The sequence below is a fragment of the Parvibaculum sp. genome, assembly GCF_040882025.1.
GTDB lineage: Bacteria > Pseudomonadota > Alphaproteobacteria > Parvibaculales > Parvibaculaceae > Parvibaculum.
The window spans coordinates 25871-45198 of sequence record NZ_JBBECC010000020.1; the positions used below are offsets into that span (position 1 = coordinate 25871).

The window sequence follows — 19328 nt, forward strand, 5'->3', positions numbered from 1 at the left end:
GTTATTGCACAGCCGGCACGAAGAGTGGTGCCGGCGTTTCGGCGCCGACGGCGTCAATCAGCACCACCCGCTCGTCAGTCACGCGCGCGCGCCCGTCGATCACAAGCTTCAGAGCCAGCGGATAGAGCTTGTGCTCGGCTTCGAGTACGCGGGCGGCCAGCGTCTCGGCGGTGTCGCCGGGCAGCACGGGCACGGCTGCCTGCGCGACGATCGGGCCTTCGTCCATCTCCGGCCGAACGAAATGCACCGTGCAGCCCGTGATCCGGACGCCCGCATCGAGCGCCCGCTTATGCACATGCAACCCTTTGAAGGCCGGCAGAAGCGACGGATGGATATTGAGCTGATGATTGCGCCATTTCTCGACAAATCCGTCGGAAAGAATGCGCATGAAACCAGCATTGCAAACCAGTTCGACGCCTGCCGCGCGTAGCGCCCGGTCGAGTTCGGCGTCGAACGTTTCGCGGCTGGCGAAGTTCTTGTGGTCGATCGTGAGGGTCGGAATGCCCGCTCTCTCGGCGATCGCAAGTCCTTCCGCGTTGGGGCGGTTTGAAATCACCAGCGCGATCCGGCCGCGAAAGCCGGGTTCGGCACAGGCTCTGATCAGCGCTGCGAGGTTCGAACCACGCCCCGAAATGAGAACGCCGATCCTCACGGCTTCGAACCCAGGCCGCCATGGACGACGACGCGGGCACCGTCCGCGCCTTGCGCACGCAAATGCCCGATACGCATGACGGTTTCGCCGGCTTCGGCAAGCGCGTCGGCGACTTCAAGCGACTGGTCCTCGCGCACCACGACGATCATGCCGATGCCGCAATTGAAGGTGCGGCCCATCTCGGCCTCGTCGATCCCGCCGAGTTCCATCAGCCAGCGAAAGACTGGTGGCATCGCCCATGACGCGCCGTCGATTTCGGCGGCAAGCCCGTCGGGCAATACACGGGGAATATTCTCGACAAAGCCGCCGCCGGTGATATGCGCCAACGCTTTGATGGCGCGGGTTTCGCGGATCGCCTTCAGCACGCTCTTCACATAAATGCGAGTCGGCGTCAGCAGAACCTCGCCGATGCGGGCGCCTTCGCCGCCAGGGAAGGGTGCCGACCAGGAAATGCGGTTGTCCTCGACAATGCGCCGCACCAGCGAAAAACCGTTGGAATGAAAGCCGGACGAGGCCAGTCCCAGCAATACATCGCCCTCTGCGACATCGCTGCGGGGCAGGACGCCGTCGCGCTCGACGGCGCCGACCGCAAACCCGGCGAGGTCGTAATCGTCCTTGGTATACATCCCGGGCATTTCGGCCGTCTCGCCGCCGATCAGCGCACAGCCCGCCTGCCGGCAGCCTTCGGCGATGCCGGCGATCACCTCGCGCGCCACATCGACATGCAGCTTGCCGGTCGCATAGTAGTCGAGGAAGAACAGCGGCTCGGCGCCCTGCACCACGAGATCGTTGACCGACATCGCGACAAGGTCGATGCCGACCGTATCGTGAATGCCGGCGTCGATGGCGACCCTGAGTTTGGTGCCCACGCCGTCATTGGCGGCAACCAGCACCGGATCCTTGAAGCCGCAGGCCGCGAGGTCGAAGAGCCCGCCAAAGCCGCCCAGTGCCGCGTCGGAGCCTGTGCGCCGGGTCGAGGCCGCCAGCGGCCCGATGGCGCGCACCAGTTCATTGCCGGCATCGATGTCCACGCCCACCTCCGCATAGGTGTAGCGGTTCGGGCGGTCCTTCGGGGGGGTGGGGGCCATCGCTGCTGCTTCCGGGACTCGAAACGGGAAAAGAGGGCACAAATCACCCGAAATCGGCTCCCGGCGCAAGAGAAAGGCTAAATTTCCCGAAGCCCTGCCTTCGCCAGCCAACAGCGATGATATAGTGTCCGCCGGGGCGCGCACCGACGCTGCCGAATATCGTGACGGATCAAGGGCCTATCGATGATTTCTACGATCGGAGTTTTGCGCGCATCGGGCCTCGCCCTCGCGATTCTGTTGGGCATGATCGCTCCGGCGCTTGCCAGCGACATTTTCACCGTGAGGGGCGTAGCGGTCGATCGGACGGCCGATACGGCCACCGCGGCCCGCACCGCCGCGCAGGCCGAAGGGCAGCGCCTTGCCCTGACCGAGGTGATGAAGAAGTTGACGTTGCCGGAGGACTGGCCGGCGTTGCCCGAAGTCAGCGAGGCAACGGCGCAGGGCGCGGTGCGCAGCTTCCAGGTCGCCAACGAGCGGACCAGTGCGACGCGCTACATCGCCGAGTTGATCGTCAGCTTCCAGCCCGAGGCCGTGCGCCGGCTGCTGCGCGGCGCGAATGTGCCCTTCGGGGAAACCCAGGCCCGGCCCGCCGTGCTGTTGCCGGTGCTGCGCCGTGACGGTCGCCAGATTCTCTGGGACGACGACAATCAATGGCGCGACGCCTGGACCTCGCTCGATCTTGCCAACGCGATGACCCCGTTGGTCCTGCCTTTGGGCGACATCGCCGAAATCAATTCGGTTCCGGCTGAACTGGCTTCGTCAGGCGACGAGACGGCGCAAGCCGCACTGGCTGAACTGGCGGCGAATTACGGCGCGGCCGAGGTTGTGGTGGCCGAGGCGACGCTGGCCAACGGCCGGCTGGAAGTGACGCTCGCCCATCGCGGCGGCCCGGCACCGGCCGAGCCGATCCGTCAGGGTTTCAGCGAGGGCGCGGATGAGGCGGCGCTGATGAAGAACGCGGCCCGGGCGATGCTGGATGCGATGGCACTGCAATGGAAACGGCAGATCATTGTCCGTGATGCCACATCGCAGATCATTACCGCCTCGGCGAGCTTTGCCAGTCTTGAGGAATGGGAACGCATCCGCAGCAGCCTGGCGACGGCGCCGTTGGTGCAGGGTCTCGAAGTGCTTGGTATTTCGTCGGATGGTGCGGAGTTGCGTATTTCCTACAAGGGCGGTGCCGACATGCTGGCGCTCTCGCTGGCGCAGCGCAATGTGCGTCTCGCGAGCGCCGACTCCGCCGATCCTTCGGCCGGTGAGCCTGATGTCTATTCGCCCGCGGCGGCAACCAGACCCGCATGGCATCTCAGCGTCGGTCAGTGATGCCTGCACCGGAGACTTCGGGAAGATCACGATGACCATACAACGCCAGTTTGCGATCTGGGCCCTTTTCATTGGCCTGTTCGTGCTTGGTCTCTGGCTTCTGAAAGGCATCCTTCTGCCCTTCGTCGCCGGCATGGCGATTGCCTATCTGCTTGACCCGCTGGCCGATCGGCTCGAAGGCTACGGTCTCTCGCGGCTGCTCGCTACGACCCTCATAACGGTGTCGTTTCTTGTGTTGGCCGTGGTGGCGATGATCCTGCTACTGCCGGTACTCTACAACCAGTTGATGGCGTTGCTGGAAATCATGCCGGACCTGATCCAGCGCGGGCAGGTGTTCCTGCTGGAAATGGGCGATGGCCGGTTGGGACAACTCCTTGGCGCCAGCGCGCCGGACGTCGAAAAGGCGATTTCAGACAGCGTCGGCAGTTCGGTTAAGTGGCTGGTTGACTTGTTGCCTTCACTTGGATCCCAGGGCTTGCAATTTGTTGGCCTGATTTCGCTGATCGTGGTGACGCCGGTCGTCGCTTTCTATCTGCTGCTCGACTGGGATCGCATGATCGAGCGCATCGACGCACTGCTGCCGCGCGATCATGCCGAGACGATCCGTCAGCTCGCCCGTGACGTCAACGCGGTCCTGGCGGGCTTCGTGCGGGGCCAGGTGATTGTCTGCCTGGTGCTCGGCACAATCTATGCCGTCGGCTTGTCGCTGGTTGGGCTGCGCTTCGGTTTTGTCGTCGGAATTATTGCCGGCATCATCAGCTTCATCCCCTATCTCGGCACGATTGTCGGGTTCGTTGTCGGTGTTGCGCTGGCACTGTTCCAGTTCTGGCCCGACTACGTTTCGATCGGCATGGTGGTTGCCGTCTTCGCGGTTGGTCAGTTCGTCGAAGGAAATTTTCTCTCGCCCAAACTGGTCGGCGACAGGGTCGGTCTGCATCCGGTCTGGGTGATGTTCGCGATCTTTGCGTTCGCGGCGCTGTTCGGGTTTGTCGGCGCCTTGCTGGCGTTGCCCATCGCCGCCGCGCTCGGTGTGCTGACGCGCTTCGGTATCTCGCGATACAGGGCAAGTCAGCTTTATCTCGGATCGGGTGGACCGCAGAGCGGTTCGGAAAGCTGAATGGCGCGGCAACTCGTTTTTGAACTCGGTCACCGGCCGGCTTCCGGCCGCGAGGATTTTCTGGTCGCACCGTCGAACGAAGCTGCGGTCGCGCTGATCGATTCATGGCCGGCATGGAGCGGACCGGCGGCGCTGTTGTCGGGGCCTTCGGGCAGCGGCAAGACGCATCTGACGGAGGTGTGGCGTGAAAAGGCGCAGGCCCGGCGGATCGAGGCTGCGGCGCTCGACAATGCCGATGTCCCGGCACTGGTCGCGGCCCGCGCGCTGATCGTCGAAGATCTGGGTGTGCTTTCCGACACCGCCGAGCGCACGCTTTTTCATCTGCTCAATCTAACGGCGCAGGAGAGTGCCTTCCTGCTGCTGACGGCGCGCGACGCGCCGGGGCGCCTTGCCATTCGCCTGCCGGACCTTGCATCGCGATTGAAGGCTCTGCCGCACGCGGCGCTGGGCCCGCCTGACGACGCGCTGCTCGCCGGTGTTCTGGTCAAGCTCTTCGACGACCGCCAGCTCCGCGTGCCCGAAGCGCTGATCCCTTATCTCGCCGCGCGCATCGAACGTTCGGTCGCCGCCGCCCGCGATGTCGTCGCCGCGCTCGACCGCGCCTCGCTCTCGGGCAAGCGCCCGATCACGGTGCCGCTTGCGGCCGAAGTGCTGGCCGGGCAGGGCGAGATGAAGCTCTGATCATCCCGCCGTCGCGCCGCCGTCGATGACGAGTTCGGCGCCGGTCATGTAGCGGGATTCGTCCGACGCGAGATAGAGGACGCCCATGGCAATGTCTTCGGGAACGCCGGCCTTGCCGACCGGCGCCATCGCGGACGCGAGCACCGCCGGATCGACGGCGTTGCCCTGCGCCGCGCCGCCGAAGACAGCCCGCGTCTCGGGTGTAACCTTGGTCCAGATCGGCGTGTCGATGACGCCGGGATGCACCGAGTTGACGCGGATAGCATCGCCGAGTTGCGCCATTTCGAGCGCCACGGCCTTTGCGAAAAGACGCACGGCGCCTTTGGTCGCGCAATAACCCGACATGCCCGGCGCGCCGGTCAGCCCTGCGCCCGACGACATGATGACGATGGAACCGCCGCCGGAAGCGCGCATCGCCGGGATCGCATGCTTGGTGCCGAGGAACACACCGTCGAGATTGATCGCGGATTGCCGCCGCCAGTCTTCGAGCGGAAAATTCTCGCAGAGCCCGCCGATACCGATCCCGGCATTGTTGACGAGAATGTGGAGCCCGCCGAAAGCCGCAACCGTTGCGGCAACGATTTCGGCCCATCGGTCCTCCGACGTGACGTCATGATCGAGGAAGCGGGCTTTGCCGCCCGCATCCCCGATTTCCTTCGCGACGCGCGCGCCGCCTTGCCGGTCGACGTCGCTGACGACGACCGCGGCACCTTCGCGTGCCAGCACTTTCGCGCAGGCCTCACCGATGCCGGATGCGCCACCCGTGACGATGGCGACCTTGCCTTCAACCCGTCCCATGATGCGTTTCTCCCGGCCTTACTCGGCCGCTGCCTTGACGCGCTGCTGGACCGGCGGAAGCTTCTGCAGTTCCGGCATCACCTCGCTCGCAAAGAGCTTCATGTTGCGTTCGGCGTCGTCCCACGGCATCCCCGAATAGGAGAATACGCCCGTGAAGTGATCGGAACGGATGCGCGCCGATGTTTCGGTGATCTTCTGGTAGCACTGCTCGGGCGTGCCCCAGATTTGCAGGTCGAGGAAGAATTTGACCGCCGCGTCTTCGCCGACTTCGCGAATGCCCTGCTGCATTTTGGCGTAGTACTCATAGCCTTTGAGATTCTTCATGTGGTCGGCGCGCAACTCGTAGTGCTTCAACACCGAGTCGTAATAGGCGCCGATATATTTGACCGCGCCTTCATAGGCGGCCTGTTCGTCCTCGTGGCAATAGGTCCAGCCGAACTGCAGTGTCGGCGGCGCTTCAGTGCCGGTATATTGCAGATACTTGGCGCGGTAGCTGTCGAGTTCGGGGATCAGCTCCTCCCACGGCTTTTGCGGAATCACCAGAATGCCGACGCCGAGCTTCGCCATGATCTCGACCGACTCGGGGCTGACGGCAGCGGCGTAAGAGCGCCCGCGGAACGACTTGAACGGACGCGGGCGGATGTCGCGACGCGGTTGCTTGATATGCTCGCCGTCGAGTTCGCAATAGCCTTGCTCCAGCCCTTCAAGCAGCATCTGCGCATATTCGACAAAGGCGCCCCGGCTCTTGTTCATGTCGAGGCGATAGCCCTCGAACTCGATCCTCCCGAGACCGCGCCCGATGCCGAGGATCATGCGTCCGTTCGACATGTGATCGAGCATCGCCACTTCCTCGGCGACGCGCATCGGATCGTGCCAGGGCAACACGATAACCGCCGAGCCGAGCTCGATATCCTTCGTCGAGCCGGCGAAATAGGACAGGAACTGCGTGACATTGGGGCACATCGTGTAGTCGGTGAAATGATGTTCCACGCTCCATAAGGACTGGAACCCCAGCGGCTCGGCCATCGCGCCAAGCGCCAGCTCCTTCGTATAGACCTCGCGATCCTCGCGTCCGCTTCCTTCCGGGTTCTGGAAGATCAGTGCCATGCCGGTTTTCATTTTTTGTCTCCTCCCTTTGCTTGTTTTCCTGTGTTTTGTTCGTATAAGGATTATCCGGCAAGCCCTCCCGTGCCGCCGAAATACGCCTGCACATAAGCCGAGCGAAACAGAAACCAGCCTATGCCGATATAGGCCGCATATTCGAGTCCCATGGCGAGCCAGCGCGTGTCGTGAACGAGGTAGGTTGTCGTCTCGATAAGGCAGACCGTTGCCATCGCCGCATAGCCGCAAGCGACTGCCGTTGGCGTCGCCGGCCAGCGCAGCGCGAAACCACCGAGAAAAAGCGAGGCTGTGACAAGGACCGCCGTCCAGTGTGCCAGCAGCACGCCTGTGGGGAAAAGCGGGTTGGCGATGCGTGGCCAGGGCACTTCGGCCAGAAACCACTCCGCAAATCCGACAGCAGCCCAGATGAGGAGCCCTGCATGAAGTATGATCAGCCCCGCCACGAACAGCTTCGGCAATGTCGCGCCCATCGGCGTTTTCCCCGCTCATTTGCCAATAATGATCATTACTGTAATAATGATCATTATTGTTCGCCGCAGACATGTCAACCCCGTTTGCCGGATCCATGCTGAAAAAAGCTTCGCAAAAATCGCCGCGTTCCGATCCCGAGGAACGTATTCTCGCCGCTGCCATCGAGCTCTTCGCGGCCGAGGGGTACGCCAGTGTCACCGTGCCCGAAGTGGCGGCTCAAGCGGGTGTCGGGCTGGGCACGCTTTATCAGCGCTTTCCGAGCAAGGAGGCGCTGGGCAATGCGGTTTTCCGCCACTGCAAACGCGCATGGGCGGCCGCGACCCTCGACATCTGGCCTGACGACAAGCCGCCCGAAATCCAGTTCCGCCTCTATTGGGAACGGCTCTGTGTCTTCGCTGAGGTCCATCGCGACATGGCGCTGTATAACGAGCGCAATCCGATCGGCCATGCCTATGACGCTGAAAGCCTGACCCTGCGTGAGGAGCTTGATCGCCGCTCGGAGGCCGCTCTCCAGGGCTGGGTGAAGGCCGGCGTTGTCGCGGACCTTCCCTTTGAGGTGATGGCAGGCCTGATCCACGGCTCGTTTCAGCGCATTCTGGAGCTTCCGGTTGCCGCCCGCCGCCGCAAAGTCCTGATGGAGGAGACTGGACGGGCGGTTTGGCGCGCACTCGCCGGCGGCGGCTGACGGGGCCCCTGAAATGACTCAGTCATATGTTTGTCGTAATCTTGAGCGATAGCAGACACTTAGGCATGCCGTTTCCGAAAGCCGTCCAATGACCACGTCCCCGATTGCCGAGGCCGCACAAGAGTTGCCCGCGCCCGCCGCCCTGCTGGCGATCGGCATGGACGATCCGGCACGCTTCATCAATCGCGAGCTTTCATGGCTCGCCTTCAACATGCGCGTGCTCGAAGAAGCGCAAAATACCATCCACCCGCTTCTCGAACGATTGCGCTTTCTTTCGATCTCGGCCTCGAACCTTGATGAGTTTTTCATGGTCCGCGTCGCGGGTCTCCGCGGCCAGGTCAGTGCCGGCGTCGAGACGCTGAGCCAGGACGGCTGCACACCGGCCCAGCAGCTCGACAGCGTCAACGCGATGGCCAACGAGCTGATGGGCGAGCAGCAGAAGCAGTGGGACGGGCTGCGGCGTGAACTGCGCGATGCCGGCATCTCCGTCATCGAACCGGATGAGGTGACGCCGGACGAATTCGCCTGGCTCGAAACACGCTTTCTTGAGCAAGTGTTTCCGGTTCTGACGCCGCTCGCCATCGACCCGGCCCATCCGTTTCCTTTCATTCCCAATCTCGGCTTCGCGGTCGCGATGCAGCTGCGCCGTACCGCCGACGGCAAGCTGATGGATGCGATGTTGCCGGTGCCGACCCAGGTTGAACGCTTCATCCGCCTGCCGGCGCGTGAAGGCGACGCGTCGATCCGCTTCATCAGCCTCGAAAACATGATTGGCCTTTTCCTCGACCGCCTGTTTCCCGGTTACACGGTAATCGGGCAGGGTGCCTTCCGCCTGCTCCGCGACAGCGACATCGAGATCGAGGAGGAGGCCGAGGATCTGGTGCGTTTCTTCGAAAGTGCGTTGAAGCGCCGCCGCCGCGGCAGCGTGATCCGTCTGAAGATCGAAGCGCGCACGCCGGCGTCGTTGCGCAACCTCGTGGTCAGCGAACTCGGCGTCACCGAGCGCGAACTGGTGACGGTGGACGGCCTGCTCGGCCTCGCCCAGACGAGCCAGTTGATCGTCGACGACCGCCCCGATCTCAAATTCACGCCCTACAATGCACGGTTCCCGGAGCGCATCCGCGACCACGGCGGCGATTGCTTTGCGGCTATCCGCTCAAAGGACATCATCGTCCACCATCCTTATGAGTCCTTCGATGTCGTCGTGCAGTTCATCCGTCAGGCCGCCGCCGACCCGGACGTCGTCGCCATCAAGCAGACGCTTTATCGTACCTCGAAGGACAGCCCGATCGTGCAGGCGCTGATCGAGGCGGCCGAGGCCGGCAAGTCGGTGACGGCGCTGGTTGAGTTGAAGGCCCGTTTCGATGAGGCGGCCAACATTGTCTGGGCGCGCAATCTGGAGCGTGCCGGCGTGCAGGTTGTGTTCGGCTTCATCGAACTGAAAACCCACGCCAAGATTTCGCTGGTCGCCCGCCGCGAGGGTGGAGCGCTGCGCTCCTACGTGCATTTCGGTACCGGCAACTATCACCCGGTCACCGCCAAGATCTATACCGACTGCTCGATGTTCACCTGCGACCCGCGCCTCGCGCATGACGCCGCGCAGGTCTTCAACTACATCACCGGCTACGCCGAGCCGAAGGAGCTTCAGCTTCTGGCGATCTCGCCGATCAACCTGCGCTCGCGCCTGCTGGCCGACATCGAAGCCGAGATGGAACACGCCCGCGCTGGTCGGCCGGCGGCCATCTGGGCCAAGCTCAACTCGCTGGTCGATCCGCAGATCATCGACACGCTCTACAAGGCAAGCAAGGCCGGCGTCAAAATCGAGCTGGTGGTGCGCGGCATTTGCTGCCTGCGCCCCGGCGTACCCGGCCTCTCGGAAAACATCCGCGTCAAGAGCATCATCGGCCGGTTCCTGGAGCATTCGCGGATCGTCTGTTTCGGCAATGGCTACGGCCTGCCCAACGACAAGGCCAAGGTCTATATCGCGTCCGCCGACTGGATGCCGCGCAATCTCGATCGCCGCGTCGAGGTGCTGGTGCCGATCCTCAACCCCACCGTTCACGACCAGGTGATGGACCAGATCATGGTCGCGAACCTCAAGGACAATCAGCAAAGCTACGCATTGGGCCCGGACGGCCGCTATGAGCGAATCGCCATGCGGCCGGGCGAAGAGCCCTTCAACGCCCACACCTATTTCATGAACAATGCGAGCCTTTCCGGGCGCGGCACCTCCCTCAAAAAGAGCGTCCCCCCGAAATTCGACATCAAGACCGCCGAGCGCTAACTTCCGGCGTCCAACGGCGGAGGTCATGCATTGAGCCGCGGAAAATCCGGCGGCCGGTTCGGCATTGTCGACATCGGTTCCAATTCGGTGCGCCTCGTCGTCTATGCGGGCGCCGAGCGCAATCCGGTGCTCGTCTTCAATGAAAAGGTGATGGCCGGTCTCGGCCGGTCGCTCGGCTCGACCGGGCGGCTCGACCCGAAGGGCATCGATCGCGCGCTCGATGCGCTCCGGCGTTTTGTGGCCTTGCGCGAACAGATCGGCGTGCCGACGCTGGTGGCGGCCGCGACCGCGGCGGTGCGCGACGCCGAGGACGGCCCGGAATTTCTGACCCGTGCCGAAGAAATATGCGGCTTTCCGATCGACCTGCTGTCGGGCCCGGATGAGGCGCGCCTCTCGGCGCAAGGGGTCCTGTCGGGCATTCCCGACGCCGAGGGCCTGGTCGGCGATCTCGGCGGCGGCAGCCTCGAGTTGGTGCCGGTCGCGGGTGGCAAGACCGGCCCGGGCGCAACCCTGCCCATCGGCCCTTTGCGCCTGATGGACCTCGCCCATGGCAGCCTCGCCGAGGCCGAAGCCGTGGTCGACCGGGCGCTTGGCGAGCACGGCTGGCTGAAGGATGTGCAGGGCAAGCGCTTCTATGCCGTCGGCGGCGTCTGGCGAAACCTCGGCCGCATCCACATGGCCCACCGCGACTACCCGATCCACGTCCTCCATCAATATGTGATCCCGGCGCGCGACGCCGCCGACATCGCCCGCCTGATCGAGAGGCTGGGCCCGAAGTCGCTGGCCCAGATCCCCGACGTCTCGGAGCGCCGCGTCGAGGCGCTGCCCTTCGGCGCATTGATCCTCGACAAGGTCATCGCCGCCATGAAGGCGAAGGAAGTGGTGATCTCGGCCTATGGCCTGCGCGAGGGCATCCTGTTCGACCGGCTCGACAAAAAGGAGCAGGCGAAGGACCCGCTGATCGCGGGCTGCCGCGACCTTGCCGGGCGCCTCGCGCGCTTCCCGCAGCACGGCAACGAATTCTTCAAATGGACGGCGCCGCTTTTCGACGACGGCATTCTGGGCGAAACGCCGGCGGAGGCCCGCCTGCGCCGCGCCGCCTGCATCCTCGCCGATATCGGCTGGTATGTGCATCCCGACTACCGCGCCCATCACGCGATGATGCAAATCCTTCTGGCGCCCTTTTCAGGTATCGACCATGGCGGCCGGCTCTTCCTCGCCCGCGTCGGCTATCACCGCCACGAAGGCAAGGGCGAACCGCAAATGCTCGGTAATGTCACCGGCCTCATCGGCGAGCGCGACCACGAGCGGGCGCTGGTGCTGGGTCTGGCGCTGCGCCTTGCCTTCACGCTGTCGGGCGCCACCATGGGCATGTTGCCCAAAACGAAACTCGAAGCCGGAAAGAACACGCTGACGCTCGCCGTGCCCAGGCGCCACGAGCCGCTGATCGGCGAGATCGTCGTCAAGCGCCTCGGTGCGCTTGCTCGCGCCATCGGTCGCAAGGGCGACATCCGCATCGGCAAGTGACGGCCGGCGGCCTTCCGCTTCCGCTGGGCAGCGCGCGGCATTTGCGGTAGGGTTTTCTCAAGACGTATCGCCCATTGCCGGACGCTGAAGGCGCGGCAACGACGTCCGCGACCTTAACCCTTGAGCGCCCTGCCGTCCGGCCAGCCGGAGGAGACAAGGTCCCATGGGAATGTCAGTCAAGCTCTTCAGCTATCTGCGCGACCGCGGCGTCGATTATGAGGAAGTGCGCCACGCGCGCGAAGTATCTGCCAGCCGCATCGCCGAAAAGGTCCACATAACGGGCGACCGCCTGGCCAAGGCGGTGCTGGTGAAGGGCGACAGCGGCTTCCGCATCGCCGTTGTCCCCAGCACCTGCAAGGTCGACCTGGCGAGCCTCTCGCACATGCTCGACGAGCGCATCGGCCTCGCGACCGAGGAGGAAATCGAAAGCCGCTTCTGGGATTGCGATTCAGGCGCGCTGCCGCCGCTCGGCGAACCTTATGGCGTCAAGGTCTGTGTCGACGACACGCTGGCCACGCAACCCGAAATCTGGTTCGAGGCCGGCGATCACAGGACGCTGGTTCATATGAGCGGCGAGGATTTCGCCAACCTGATGGGTGAAGCCGAACACGGCCACATCGCGCGTCACATGTGAGCCGCGCGCGAGACGGGCGTTGCCTTACTGCTTTCCCGTCTCGATCAGCAGGATTTTCCGGCCATTGGCGCCGATGGCGAGTTCGCCGCGCTTGAGGCGCAACGCATCTTCGCCGAAGAGTTCGCGCCGCCAGCCCTTCAGCGCCGGCACGTCGGGCTCGGCATGCGCCGCGATCAGCTCGAGATCGGCGACGTTGGCGACGAGCTTCTGCGCCACTTCATGCTCCTCGCATTTGATCTTGAGCAGCACCTTGAGAAGCTCGACCAGCGGGCCGATGCCGGGCGGCAGCGGTTCCGGTCCCTCGACCACCGGAATATCCTCTTCCTTCATGGCAAGGCCACGCTCGATCGCCTCCATCAGGCTCGCCGCCGAGCGGCTGTTGGAAAAGCCCTTGGGCACCGCGCGAAGCCCGTCGAGATCGGACAGCGAACGCGGAATCTGCGTAGCGATCTCGGCCAGCGCATCGTCCTTCATGATGCGCGAGCGCGGCATATCGCGCTCCTGCGCCTGCCGCTCGCGCCATGCCGCCACCTCGACCAGCACCGCAAGCCCGCGTGTGCCGCGGAACCGGCCCTTGACCCGCTTCCAGGCGTTTTCGGGCCGCATCGCATAGGTCTCCGGGTTCTGCAGCACCGACATCTCCTCGGTCACCCAGCGCGTGCGCCGGGTCTGTGTCAGCCGCTTCGCCAGCACCTCGTAGATCGTCCGGAGATAGGTGACGTCCTTGATCGCATAATTGAGCTGCTTCTCGCTCAAGGGCCGGCGCGACCAGTCGGTGAAGCGGGAGGATTTGTCGACCTCGCCGCCGGCGAGCCGCTTGACCAGCGTTTCGTAGCCGACCGAGTCGCCGAAGCCGCAGACCATGGCCGCGACCTGTGTGTCGAACAGCGGATCGGGGATCGCGTCCCCCTCATGGGCGAAGATTTCGATGTCCTGCCGCGCCGCGTGAAAGACCTTCACGACATGCCTGTTGCGCATCAGGGTGTAGAAGGGTGCGAGATCGATGTCGGGCGCCAGCGGATCGACGATGATCTCGTCTTCCGGGCCCGCAAGCTGGATCAGGCAGAGGATGGGCCAGAAGGTCGAATCCCGCATGAATTCGGTATCGACCGTCACATAGCCGGCCTTGGAAAGGCGCTCGCAAGCCGCCCTCAGGGCCTCATTCGTCGTGATGATTTCCATGCGCCGCTCTATAGCCGATCCGGCGGCCCCTGTCGCGGGGCCTGTGATGCCGGCCCGACCCTTGACAAGCCCCGCCGATCCATGCGCTTTTCGCCTCCGACCGGATAACAATTTGTATACATCCCGCCGATTCGTACAGGAATCTCAAGGCTTTACACCATGACCCGTTTTCGCAGCCACCGCTGTGGCGAGCTCCGCAAATCGCATGTCGGCGAGACCGTCCGTCTCTCGGGCTGGGTCCACAGGAAGCGCGACCATGGCGGGTTGCTGTTCATCGACCTGCGCGACAATGACGGGCTGACCCAGCTCGTCTTCGATCCGGACCGGGCCGAGGCCTTCGGGTTGGCCGAAAAGCTGCGGTCGGAATTCGTGATCACGGTCGAAGGCGCGGTCGTGGCGCGCACCGCCGAAACGGTCAATCCGAACCTGCCGACCGGCGAGATCGAAATCGCGGTCGCCTCGATGGAAGTGCTGTCGGAAGCGCAGGACCTACCGCTGCCGGTCTTCGGCGAGCCGGACTACCCGGAAGACATCCGCCTGACCTACCGTTTTCTCGATCTGAGGCGCGAGACGCTGCACAACAACATCCTGTTGCGCTCGAAAATCATCGCCGATATCCGCCGCCGCATGACGGAAGCGGGCTTCAACGAATTCCAGACGCCGATCCTGACGGCGTCGAGCCCCGAAGGTGCGCGCGACTTTCTGGTCCCCTCGCGCATGCATCCGGGAAAGTTCTACGCGCTGCCGCAGGCGCCGCAGCAGTTCAAGCAATTGATCATGGTGGCGGGCTTCGACCGCTACTTCCAGATCGCGCCCTGCTTCCGCGACGAGGACGCGCGCGCAGACCGTTCGCCGGGCGAGTTCTACCAGCTCGATGTCGAGATGAGCTTCGTCGATCAGGACGATGTCTTCTCCGCCATCGAGCCGGTGTTGCATGGCCTCTTTGAGAAATTTGCGAACGGCCGCAAGGTGTCGCCTTATCCGTTCGTGCGCATTCCTTACGCGGACGCCATGCGCAAATACGGTTCCGACAAACCGGATCTGCGCAATCCGATCGAGATGCAGTCGGTAACGGATCATTTTCGCGGCTCGGGCTTCAAGGTCTTTGCCGGCTTGATCGAAAAGGACCCCAAGGTCGAAGTCTGGGCGATCCCGGCGCCGACCGGCGGCAACCGCGCTTTCTGCGACCGCATGAACGCCTGGGCGCAGGGCGAGGGACAGCCGGGCCTCGGTTACATCTTCTTCCGCGAGGAAGCGGGCATACTCGAAGGGGCAGGACCGGTCGCCAAGAATATCGGTCCGGAGCGCACCGAGGAGATCCGCACGCAGCTTGGTTTGAAGGCAGGCGATGCCGTCTTTTTTGTCGCGGGCGTGCCGGCTATTTTCACTTGCTTCGCGGGCGCGGCGCGCACGCGGGTCGGCGCCGAGCTTGGTCTGACCGAAGAAGGCGTCTTCAAATTCTGCTGGATCGTCGATTTCCCGATGTTCGAGTGGAACGAGGACGAGAAGAAGATCGATTTCTCGCACAATCCGTTTTCGATGCCGAACTACCCCCTCGACAGGTTTCTGACGCTGGGCGAGAGCGACACCGACGAAATTCTCGGTATTACGGCTTTCCAGTACGACATCGTCTGCAACGGCGTCGAACTGTCCTCGGGCGCCATCCGCAATCACAAACCGGACGTCATGTACAAGGCCTTCGGCATCGCGGGTTACGAGAAGTCGGTGGTCGAAACGAAATTCGGCGGAATGCTGAATGCGTTCAAATATGGCGCGCCGCCGCATGGCGGTCTCGCGCCCGGCATCGACCGCATGGTGATGTTGCTGGCCGGCGTCGAAAACTTGCGCGAAGTGACCATGTTCCCGATGAACCAGCAGGCGCAGGACTTGCTGATGCAGGCGCCTTCGGAAGTCGAACCGAAGCAGCTCAAGGAGCTCCACATCCGGGTGGTGCCGCCGTTGGAGAAGAAGAAGGAAGGCTGAGCGTTGCCGCGCGCCTCCGCCGCAGTGACGTTGCTGCGGCATTGCTGCTAGGATCGGCTTCCACCTGCGAAGGAGGAAGGCCATGCGTCCCGCACGGATCTGGATTCTCGTCGCCGACGGGCAGAAAGCCCGCTTTCTCGCCAGCGAAAAACGCAACGAAGACCTTGTTTCGGCACTGCCCGACTTGGTGGTTCCCAATCCGCCGACCCGCGAACAGGGAACGGAGCGCCCCGGCCGTGTCCATGAAAGTGTCGGCGCGCGCCGCTCGGCCTATGAGCCGCCGACGGATATGCACCGTCAGGCAAAGCGTGATTTTGCCAAGGCCGTCGCCGAAACCCTGCTTGTGAAAACGCGCGAGGATGCTTTCGACAAGCTGATCGTCGTCGCCCCGCCCGAAATGCTGGGCGATCTGCGCACGGCCCTGGCGCCCGAAACCAGGGCGCGCCTTATCGGCGAGCGGGCTAGGGACTATACCGAGCTGACGCCGCGCGAGATCAAGGAACAATTGTCCAACGATTTCAACGTCTGACGCGCGGCGCTTACTCGGGTTGGGCCGGCGTCGTTTCCTCGAAAACCGGGATCGGCAATGCGTCGACGGGGATGATGTTGCCGTTCGATGCGGTAATCGCCGCGCCCGCGACATTGGCGCCGAATTCGCCGCCATAGCGGATCGGATCGCGCGTGCCGTCGATGCTGACCTTGCCGCGCTGCAGGGTTGTCGCTTCCGTCATCTTGCCGCTGAGCGTTTCGGGCGTATGGCGCCCGCTGACGATCTGGTAGAGCAGCAGCGCGCGGGCGTTTTCCTTGCCGCTCGGATTGTCGCCCGTCAGCATGTCGTCGACGCCGCCCGGCTGCGCGGCAAGCGCCGCATCGGTCGGCGCGAAAACGGTGATCGTGCCTTGCGTGTAGCGAAACTTGAGATCGTTGGCTTCGATTATCCGTGTGAGCGTCGAAAATTGCGGATCGCCTTTCAGCGTCTCATAGACGTCGGCGGCCTCGGCTTCCGCGGCCGCAGCGGCCGAAAACGCCAGCAGCGACAGCGCTGACAAGAAAGTTCCGATCTTTTTCATCGTCCGGTTCCTCTCCGTGGCCCGAATGGTTCGGGTATCGAAATTCATGAGCCCCGCTGGTCAGACTGTCTAGTGCCTGATCTTGTCCGGATTGCGACAGGAGAACCGCCGCCGCAGGGTTTGGAAATTCTATGGAGAGACGGACGTTTTATCCAGTGGCCGGCAAATTGAGGCCCGATTCGACACCGAAATCGGGTTGCGCCTTCCAATCGCAAGATCAGGTTAACGCTATGGCGTTAATAGTGGCTGAGGAAACAAAGCCATCCGACCGGTTTCGGACAACTATCGGAATGCCAATGCGCCCGCCCAAACCGGACCTCACCGCCGGACACCAGCCCGATGGCGACGCGCCGGACGGGCCGATGGGTATTGTCGTCGAGGCATTCGGCCTCGGCCGCTGGTCCTACGATCTCGTCACGCAGCATCTCGAACTTCATTCGCCGACCTTCGACGCGCGCAATATCGCGCGCCGTTTCAGCCTGGCGAACGACGTGCAGTCGCCGCGCCGGACGAAGCTGCGCGGCTGGCTGGAAGAATGCGGCGTGGGCAGCACCGTGACGGAGGACTTCGCGCTGCCCGGCAACCCGGTCCGCGTGCGCATCCTCTGCACGGAACGCGACGGAACGACGCTGCGCGGGCTGATGCAGGATTGCTCGAGCGAAGTGTCGAATGCCGAGGGCGATCTGCGCTTTCGCATGGCGCTCAAGGGCGCCGCGCACGGGATCGCGCTTGTCGGTCTCGACGGCGGCTGGCTCCAGGTCAACGATGCCATCTGCGACATGCTGCAATACAGCGAGGAAGAACTCCTCAAGCTCACCTTCCAGGACATCACGCATCCGGACGATCTGGAGACCGACCTCGATTTCCTTCACGAATGCATCGAAGGCCGGCGCAATACCTACCAGATGGAAAAGCGCTACCTCCGCCGCGACGGCGAGGTCATCTGGGGCCACCTTGCGGTCGCCATCCTGCGCACGGACACCGGCGAGCCGCTCTATTTCGTCTCGCAGATCCAGGATATTACCGCGCAGAAGCGGACTGCTGCCGAACTTGTCGCCGCCCGCGACGCAGCGAAACACGCCAGTGCGGCAAAGGACTCCTTCCTCGCGTCCATGAGCCACGAAATCCGCACGCCGATGACCGGTGTGATGGGCATGCTCGACATGCTGGAACAAAGCGGCGTCAGCGGTGACCAGCTCTCGCTCATCAGCACCGCGCGCACCTCCGCCGAAATGCTGCTCTCCATCATCAACGATGTTCTCGACATGGCCAAGCTCGAGGCGGGCAGGGTCGAGATCGCGAAAAAGGACTTTTATGCCGAGACGCTTCTGCGCAATGTCTGCGACATGATGGCGGCGCGCACGCAGGTGAAGGGCCTCGCCTTCAATGCCGTGCTGCCGCTGTCGACGCGTGTCTGGCTCAAAGGCGACCCTGACCGCATCTCGCAGATTCTGTTCAACCTCATCGGCAACGCGGTGAAGTTCACCGATACGGGCGAGGTTTCGCTTGCGGCGGAAACGCGCTCGACCGATAGCGGGCTCGATCTCATCCTGCATGTGCGCGACACCGGGCGCGGTATTCCGGCGGACAAGATCGGCCTCATCTTCAAGGAGTTCGAGCAGGCGAATGATGAGGACGCGCAGCGGATGGATGGCACCGGGCTCGGCCTCGCCATCGTTTCGCGTCTCGTGGATGCGATGGGCGGCCAGATCGACGTCGGGAGCGAGCCGGGGCGGGGCTCTGTCTTCAGCGTCCGATTGCCGCTCGTTCAGGGCCATGCGCCCGCGGAGGCGCCGCCGCCCATGCGTGAGGAGCCGGAAGCATCCGTCGCGGGAGAGGCAGGCCCGCTCACGGTGCTTGTCGTCGAGGACAATGCGGTCAATCGCAAGGTAATCGGCTCGGTCCTGTCGATTGCCGGCATCGAGCCCGCTTATGCTTTCGATGGCGCCCAGGCGCTTGACGCCGTGAAGGATCGGACATTCGACATCGTCTTCATGGATGTAATGATGCCGGTGATGGACGGATTGACCGCGACGCGCGAGATGCGGCGGCTTGGTTACAAGGGACCGATCCTCGGCCTCACCGCGAACGCGATGGCTCATCACCGCGAAGCCTGTTTCGAGGCCGGCATGGATGCTCACATCGCCAAGCCCTTTCGTCCCGTCGATATTTTCGCCGCGTTGGAGAAGCATGGCGGGAAACGGGCCCCCGTCTGAATCCTTCCGCGCACACCGAAAGCCCCGCAAAGCGACGCTTCCGGGGGTTCGGCACGCGAAACACGAGCGACCTTCAAGGGTGAAGGATGCGCGGGGCGTATGACGAACTCGGCCGCACATGTGCATGTGACATGTGGGGGCGGCTTCGTTCCGCCCCGCGCGCCGCGGATTTATGGTCCGATCAACCAGCCAAGACCTCCAGCCGCTTTTATCGGCGGTGGCGTCCCCGGGTCGTAATGCCCGGCTCACTCATCGGACCTCCCGGGGTATGTGGTCTGGCACCACAAACCGCTGGACCGCAACCCCCTCTCCACGCATTCGGCCAGTCCGGACGCGCCCTTCGGTGGAGCGAGTGAACCTAATATGGGGGCTGTTTGGTGGGGGGAGATAAGTTTATTTTCGGGGGTGAGGCGCGGTTTGCGTCAGCAAACGAAAAGGTCCGGTGGACCTTTTCGAGCGCCGAACGCCCGGAGCGCAAGCGGAGGGCCGCCCCGG

Annotated in this window: 17 protein-coding genes; 10 read left to right on the forward strand and 7 right to left on the reverse strand. The window is 63.6% G+C overall.

The window, feature by feature from the left end:
• Window position 1 precedes the first annotated feature (1 nt).
• Window positions 2-652: a phosphoribosylglycinamide formyltransferase gene (purN, locus tag WEB61_RS01830; RefSeq protein ID WP_368062624.1), complete on the reverse strand. Its 651-nt coding sequence runs from the start codon at window positions 650-652 to the stop codon at window positions 2-4.
• Complete coding sequence (purM, locus tag WEB61_RS01835) at window positions 649-1740, reverse strand: phosphoribosylformylglycinamidine cyclo-ligase (RefSeq protein ID WP_368062625.1); 1092 nt, start codon at window positions 1738-1740, stop codon at window positions 649-651. The genes purN and purM overlap by 4 nt, the downstream gene beginning before the upstream one ends.
• Window positions 1741-1923: 183 nt before the next feature.
• Between purM and WEB61_RS01840 the strand changes: the two genes are divergently transcribed.
• The 3 genes from WEB61_RS01840 to WEB61_RS01850 are packed head-to-tail and all read left to right on the forward strand — an operon-like array spanning window position 1924 to window position 4861.
• The gene (locus tag WEB61_RS01840) at window positions 1924-3063 is read left to right on the forward strand and encodes a DUF2066 domain-containing protein (protein ID WP_368062626.1); all 1140 of its coding nucleotides are present in this window, start codon (window positions 1924-1926) and stop codon (window positions 3061-3063) included.
• A gap of 31 nt (window positions 3064-3094) precedes the next feature.
• Window positions 3095-4180 carry an AI-2E family transporter gene (locus tag WEB61_RS01845; RefSeq protein WP_368062627.1) on the forward strand — a complete coding sequence of 362 codons (1086 nt, stop codon included), beginning with the start codon at window positions 3095-3097 and terminating at the stop codon, window positions 4178-4180.
• Window positions 4181-4861, forward strand: a complete 681-nt coding sequence (locus WEB61_RS01850; protein ID WP_368062628.1) for a DnaA/Hda family protein — start codon at window positions 4181-4183, stop codon at window positions 4859-4861.
• Here WEB61_RS01850 and WEB61_RS01855 read toward each other — a convergent pair whose 3' ends face one another.
• Genes WEB61_RS01855 through WEB61_RS01865 form a run of 3 tightly spaced genes read right to left on the reverse strand, consistent with a single transcriptional unit; the run spans window position 4862 to window position 7251 of the window.
• Window positions 4862-5662 (reverse strand): glucose 1-dehydrogenase, encoded by an 801-nt coding sequence (locus WEB61_RS01855; RefSeq protein WP_368062639.1) that lies wholly within the window; start codon window positions 5660-5662, stop codon window positions 4862-4864.
• 15 nt (window positions 5663-5677) lie between these two features.
• Window positions 5678-6778, reverse strand: coding sequence for an LLM class flavin-dependent oxidoreductase (locus WEB61_RS01860; RefSeq protein WP_368062629.1), 1101 nt, complete (start codon window positions 6776-6778; stop codon window positions 5678-5680).
• A gap of 50 nt (window positions 6779-6828) precedes the next feature.
• Window positions 6829-7251: a hypothetical protein gene (locus tag WEB61_RS01865; protein ID WP_368062630.1), complete on the reverse strand. Its 423-nt coding sequence runs from the start codon at window positions 7249-7251 to the stop codon at window positions 6829-6831.
• 95 nt (window positions 7252-7346) lie between these two features.
• Here WEB61_RS01865 and WEB61_RS01870 point away from each other — a divergent pair, with 95 nt between their 5' ends.
• From WEB61_RS01870 to WEB61_RS01885, 4 genes are all read left to right on the forward strand, one after another.
• The gene (locus WEB61_RS01870; RefSeq protein WP_368062631.1) at window positions 7347-7937 is read left to right on the forward strand and encodes a TetR/AcrR family transcriptional regulator; all 591 of its coding nucleotides are present in this window, start codon (window positions 7347-7349) and stop codon (window positions 7935-7937) included.
• A 157-nt stretch (window positions 7938-8094) separates the two neighbouring features.
• Entirely contained in the window at window positions 8095-10221 is a 2127-nt protein-coding gene (locus WEB61_RS01875; RefSeq protein ID WP_368062640.1) for an RNA degradosome polyphosphate kinase, read from the forward strand.
• Between the two features lie 30 nt (window positions 10222-10251).
• Window positions 10252-11748 carry a Ppx/GppA family phosphatase gene (locus WEB61_RS01880; protein ID WP_368062632.1) on the forward strand — a complete coding sequence of 499 codons (1497 nt, stop codon included), beginning with the start codon at window positions 10252-10254 and terminating at the stop codon, window positions 11746-11748.
• 163 nt (window positions 11749-11911) lie between these two features.
• Window positions 11912-12382 (forward strand): aminoacyl-tRNA deacylase, encoded by a 471-nt coding sequence (locus tag WEB61_RS01885; protein WP_368062633.1) that lies wholly within the window; start codon window positions 11912-11914, stop codon window positions 12380-12382.
• Window positions 12383-12406: 24 nt separating this feature from the next.
• On the opposite strand, the gene rnd is transcribed toward WEB61_RS01885, so the two are convergent.
• Complete coding sequence (gene rnd / locus WEB61_RS01890; RefSeq protein WP_368062634.1) at window positions 12407-13564, reverse strand: ribonuclease D; 1158 nt, start codon at window positions 13562-13564, stop codon at window positions 12407-12409.
• Between the two features lie 159 nt (window positions 13565-13723).
• Here rnd and aspS point away from each other — a divergent pair, with 159 nt between their 5' ends.
• Entirely contained in the window at window positions 13724-15547 is a 1824-nt protein-coding gene (gene aspS, locus WEB61_RS01895) for an aspartate--tRNA ligase (RefSeq protein WP_368062635.1), read from the forward strand.
• 82 nt (window positions 15548-15629) lie between these two features.
• Window positions 15630-16076 carry a host attachment protein gene (locus tag WEB61_RS01900; RefSeq protein WP_368062636.1) on the forward strand — a complete coding sequence of 149 codons (447 nt, stop codon included), beginning with the start codon at window positions 15630-15632 and terminating at the stop codon, window positions 16074-16076.
• 10 nt (window positions 16077-16086) lie between these two features.
• Here WEB61_RS01900 and WEB61_RS01905 read toward each other — a convergent pair whose 3' ends face one another.
• Window positions 16087-16617, reverse strand: coding sequence for a fasciclin domain-containing protein (locus tag WEB61_RS01905; RefSeq protein ID WP_368062637.1), 531 nt, complete (start codon window positions 16615-16617; stop codon window positions 16087-16089).
• A 296-nt stretch (window positions 16618-16913) separates the two neighbouring features.
• On the opposite strand from WEB61_RS01905, the gene WEB61_RS01910 reads away from it, so the two are divergent.
• A complete protein-coding gene (locus WEB61_RS01910) occupies window positions 16914-18833 on the forward strand; it encodes an ATP-binding protein (RefSeq protein WP_368062638.1) in 1920 nt (639 codons plus the stop codon).
• Window positions 18834-19328 lie beyond the last annotated feature (495 nt).

Excerpts from the sequence above, each read along its gene's own strand:
- purM (WP_368062625.1), bottom strand. The coding sequence starts at position 1,740 with ATGGCCCCCACCCCCCCGAAGGACCGCCCGAACCGCTACACCTATGCG.
- WEB61_RS01840 (WP_368062626.1), top strand. The coding sequence starts at position 1,924 with ATGATTTCTACGATCGGAGTTTTGCGCGCATCGGGCCTCGCCCTCGCG.
- WEB61_RS01845 (WP_368062627.1), top strand. The coding sequence starts at position 3,095 with ATGACCATACAACGCCAGTTTGCGATCTGGGCCCTTTTCATTGGCCTG.
- WEB61_RS01850 (WP_368062628.1), top strand. The coding sequence starts at position 4,181 with ATGGCGCGGCAACTCGTTTTTGAACTCGGTCACCGGCCGGCTTCCGGC.
- WEB61_RS01860 (WP_368062629.1), bottom strand. The coding sequence starts at position 6,778 with ATGAAAACCGGCATGGCACTGATCTTCCAGAACCCGGAAGGAAGCGGA.
- WEB61_RS01865 (WP_368062630.1), bottom strand. The coding sequence starts at position 7,251 with ATGGGCGCGACATTGCCGAAGCTGTTCGTGGCGGGGCTGATCATACTT.
- WEB61_RS01870 (WP_368062631.1), top strand. The coding sequence starts at position 7,347 with ATGCTGAAAAAAGCTTCGCAAAAATCGCCGCGTTCCGATCCCGAGGAA.
- WEB61_RS01875 (WP_368062640.1), top strand. The coding sequence starts at position 8,095 with ATGGACGATCCGGCACGCTTCATCAATCGCGAGCTTTCATGGCTCGCC.
- WEB61_RS01885 (WP_368062633.1), top strand. The coding sequence starts at position 11,912 with ATGGGAATGTCAGTCAAGCTCTTCAGCTATCTGCGCGACCGCGGCGTC.
- rnd (WP_368062634.1), bottom strand. The coding sequence starts at position 13,564 with ATGGAAATCATCACGACGAATGAGGCCCTGAGGGCGGCTTGCGAGCGC.
- aspS (WP_368062635.1), top strand. The coding sequence starts at position 13,724 with ATGACCCGTTTTCGCAGCCACCGCTGTGGCGAGCTCCGCAAATCGCAT.
- WEB61_RS01900 (WP_368062636.1), top strand. The coding sequence starts at position 15,630 with ATGCGTCCCGCACGGATCTGGATTCTCGTCGCCGACGGGCAGAAAGCC.
- WEB61_RS01905 (WP_368062637.1), bottom strand. The coding sequence starts at position 16,617 with ATGAAAAAGATCGGAACTTTCTTGTCAGCGCTGTCGCTGCTGGCGTTT.
- WEB61_RS01910 (WP_368062638.1), top strand. The coding sequence starts at position 16,914 with ATGCGCCCGCCCAAACCGGACCTCACCGCCGGACACCAGCCCGATGGC.